The following is a 2943-nucleotide window of genomic DNA, read 5'->3' as shown; positions in this document are numbered from 1 at the left end:
CACCCGCCCCGCCTCGCCCCGCAGATACCCTGCCAACTCCGCGTCCGCCCGCTCCAGTTGGGCGAAAACGGCCTCGGCGTGGCGCAGTACGAGATGGGCCGCGTCGGTGAGGCGGACCCGGCGGCCGTCCGCCTCCAGGAGGGTCACCCCGAGCTGCTTCGCCAGGTTCGTCAGCTGCTGCGAGACCGCCGAGGGCGTCATCAGTAGCGCCTCGGCGGTGGCGGTCACGGTCCCCCGGTCCCGCAGGGTCCGCAGGATGTGGAGCTTCTTGACGTCCCAGTCGTGCGGCCTGGCGGAGGAGGTCCCCCCGGGCTCCCCCGGCTCCCCGCGCACCCCGTGATCCTTCTTGCTCATGGGCGTCAATCTAGCCAGGCCCTCTAGCGGCGGGAGCCCAGGACCACGCCGCCCAGGATCAGCGCCATGGAGATCAGTTGGCCGGGGCCCGTCGCCTCGCCCAGCAGGGCGAAGGAGAGCAGGGCCACACACGCCGGCTGGAGGTAGTAGACGACGCCCGCCCGGGCCGCGCCGATCAGCCCGATCGCCTTGTTCCAGGCGAAGAAGGCGACCGCGGAGGAGAGAACGCCCACGTACACCAGCGGCCCGACCGTCCCCGGCGTCGCCGCGAAGCCGCCCTGGACCGCCAGGCTCACCCCGTACACCGGCGCCAGCATCAGCGCGCCGAGCGCGAACGTGGTGAACAGGAAGGCGAGGCCGCCGAGTTCGGCGGGGCGGCGGCGCAGCAGGGCGCTGTACGAGGCGAAGGAGAACGCGGCGGCGACCATCCACAGGTCCCCGGCGGCGAAGCTCGGCGCGAGCGAGCCCTTGCTCATCAGCAGCAGCACCCCGGCGCAGGCGACGAGCATCCCGGCCGTCCGCCGAGCCCCGAGCCGCCCGCCGCCGAGCCGCTCGTACACCGCCATCAGCACCGGCGAAGCGGCCATGATCATGCCCATGTTGCCCGCGGAGGTGGAGAGTCCGGCCTGGTTGACGAGGGTGTTGTAGACCGTGACGCCCAGCAGCGCGGCCAGCAGGACGAAGCGGAAGTGGCGTCGGATCAGGGCCCGTTGGCGCCAGGTCTCGCGGGCCGCGAACGGCGCCACCGCCACCAGGGCGATGATCCAGCGCCAGAAGGCGGCCTGGACGGGGGGCACCGAGTCGTGCAGGGCCCGGGAGGCGACGAAGCTGCCCGACCAGACGAGGGTCGCGACGCCCGCGAGGGCGAGCCCGGGGCCGTTGGCCCGGCTCGCCCTCGTGGGCGTCGCGATGGTGCGGACGTGTTCCAGGACTGCCACGGCGGTCGCTGCTCCTTCGATGGGATCTCGGTGGTTCTCGGTGGTTCGGTGGGTGCCGGACTACCGTCGCACCGGCGAAACCATCGCGTCCATCGAATCTTTCTGATCGATTCGTTCAGGAGAAACGAACAGTTCGGGCTTCGGGGTCCTGGCCCTAGGCACGTACTGGCCCGCCAGCGTCGCCCCGAAGGCGATCGCCATCCCCGTGAGCTGCAGCGGGCTCAGCGCCTGCCCGAGGGCGGCCCAGCCGATCACGGCGGCGGTCAGCGGCGACAGCGGGCCGAGGAAGGTGACCGAGGTGGCGGTGAGGCGGCCGATGCCACGGAACCAGAGCCAGTACCCGACGGCCGTGTTGACCAGGGCGAGGTAGAGGTAGCCCGCGAGGTTGCGGCCGTCGAGCGCGGGCGGCGCGCCCTCGACCAGGAAGGCGACCGGCGCGATGAGCAGTCCGCCCGCGGTCAGCTGCCAGCCGGTGAGCACCAGCGGGCCGACCCCCTCCGGGCGCCCCCACCGCTTGGTGAAGACGGTCCCGGCGGCCATCGCCACGGACGAGGCGACACCGGCCGCGACCCCGACGGCGTCCAGCGCGCCCGTCGCCTTCAGGACGACGAGGCTGACCCCCAGGGCCGCCGCGATCCCGGTGAGCAGGGTCCGCAGGGACGGCCGCTCCCCGAGGAAGAGCGCGGCGAGCCCGGCCACCCACAGCGGCCCCAGCGAGCCGATGACCGCGGCCATACCGCCGGGCAGCCGGTAGGCGGCGAGGAAGAGGAGCGGGAAGAAGGCCCCGATGTTCAGCGCCCCCAGGACCAGCGCCTTCCACCACCACTCCCCGCGCGGCAGTCGCCGGGTGACGAGGAGGAGCGCGAGCCCGGCGGGCAGCGCCCGCATCATGCCCGTGAACAACGGCCGGTCGGCGGGCAGGAACTCCGTCGTCACCGCGTAGGTGGAGCCCCAGGAGACCGGGGCGAGGGCGGTGAGGGCGACGGTGGCTATACGGCTCTGGGTTCGCTTCATGAGAAGTAGCTTACTCGTAAGCTACTTTTCGTCAAGCAACTTTCTTGCGTCCGATCCAATCGGCTCGGATACTGGTCCCATGACTGCGACCCCCCGTGACCCCGTCGACGCCATCGCCGCGCAGTGGGCGGAGGTCCGGCCCGACCTCGACACCGTCCCGATGGCCGTCTACGGGCGCATCTACCGCATCTCGCGGGCCATGGGCGACCGGATCGAGAAGGAGTACAAGCGGTACGGGATCTCGCGCGGCGAGTTCGACGTACTGGCGACGCTGCGGCGCTCCGGCGAGCCGTACACGCTCTCGCCGCGCCAGCTCTCGGCGACCACGATGCTCACCACCGGCGGGATGACCGGACGGCTGGACAAGCTGGAGAAGGCCGGGCTGCTCAGCCGCAGCCCGGACCCGAACGACCGGCGCGGGCTGCGCGTCACCCTCTCCGAGAAGGGCCGGGAGATCGTCGACGAGTCGGTGACGGCCGGTCTGGAGATGCAGCACGAGGTGCTGGACGGGGTGCTCGACGCGGCCGAGGCGGAGCAGCTGAACGGGCTGCTGCGCAAGCTGCTCTCGGCGCACTGAGAGCCTGTTTCCGAACCCCCGTCGTCCGCCCGGAGGGCGGGCGCACCGGGCGTCGGGGCG

General features: G+C 72.2%; 4 protein-coding genes. 1 reads left to right on the top strand and 3 read right to left on the bottom strand.

What is annotated here, in order from left to right:
* The 3 genes from A8W25_RS22700 to A8W25_RS22690 all read right to left on the bottom strand — a co-directional run.
* A partial coding sequence (locus A8W25_RS22700; protein ID WP_234386549.1) for a LysR family transcriptional regulator occupies positions 1-354 on the bottom strand: 354 nt, incomplete at its 3' end.
* Between the two features lie 23 nt (positions 355-377).
* Positions 378-1283 carry a DMT family transporter gene (locus A8W25_RS22695; protein WP_067164441.1) on the bottom strand — a complete coding sequence of 302 codons (906 nt, stop codon included), beginning with the start codon at positions 1281-1283 and terminating at the stop codon, positions 378-380.
* A 69-nt stretch (positions 1284-1352) separates the two neighbouring features.
* Positions 1353-2306: an EamA family transporter gene (locus tag A8W25_RS22690; RefSeq protein WP_067164440.1), complete on the bottom strand. Its 954-nt coding sequence runs from the start codon at positions 2304-2306 to the stop codon at positions 1353-1355.
* A gap of 79 nt (positions 2307-2385) precedes the next feature.
* Between A8W25_RS22690 and A8W25_RS22685 the strand changes: the two genes are divergently transcribed.
* Entirely contained in the window at positions 2386-2883 is a 498-nt protein-coding gene (locus A8W25_RS22685; protein WP_067164438.1) for a MarR family winged helix-turn-helix transcriptional regulator, read from the top strand.
* Positions 2884-2943: the final 60 nt, after the last annotated feature.

The organism is Streptomyces sp. ERV7, from assembly GCF_001653515.1.
Classification (GTDB): domain Bacteria; phylum Actinomycetota; class Actinomycetes; order Streptomycetales; family Streptomycetaceae; genus Streptomyces.
Note: the sequence above shows the minus strand (reverse complement) of the source record. Positions and strands in the feature narration are given on the sequence as shown.

Coding starts and splice junctions, on each gene's coding strand:
- A8W25_RS22690 (WP_067164440.1), bottom strand. CDS start 2,306: ATGAAGCGAACCCAGAGCCGTATAGCCACCGTCGCCCTCACCGCCCTC.
- A8W25_RS22685 (WP_067164438.1), top strand. CDS start 2,386: ATGACTGCGACCCCCCGTGACCCCGTCGACGCCATCGCCGCGCAGTGG.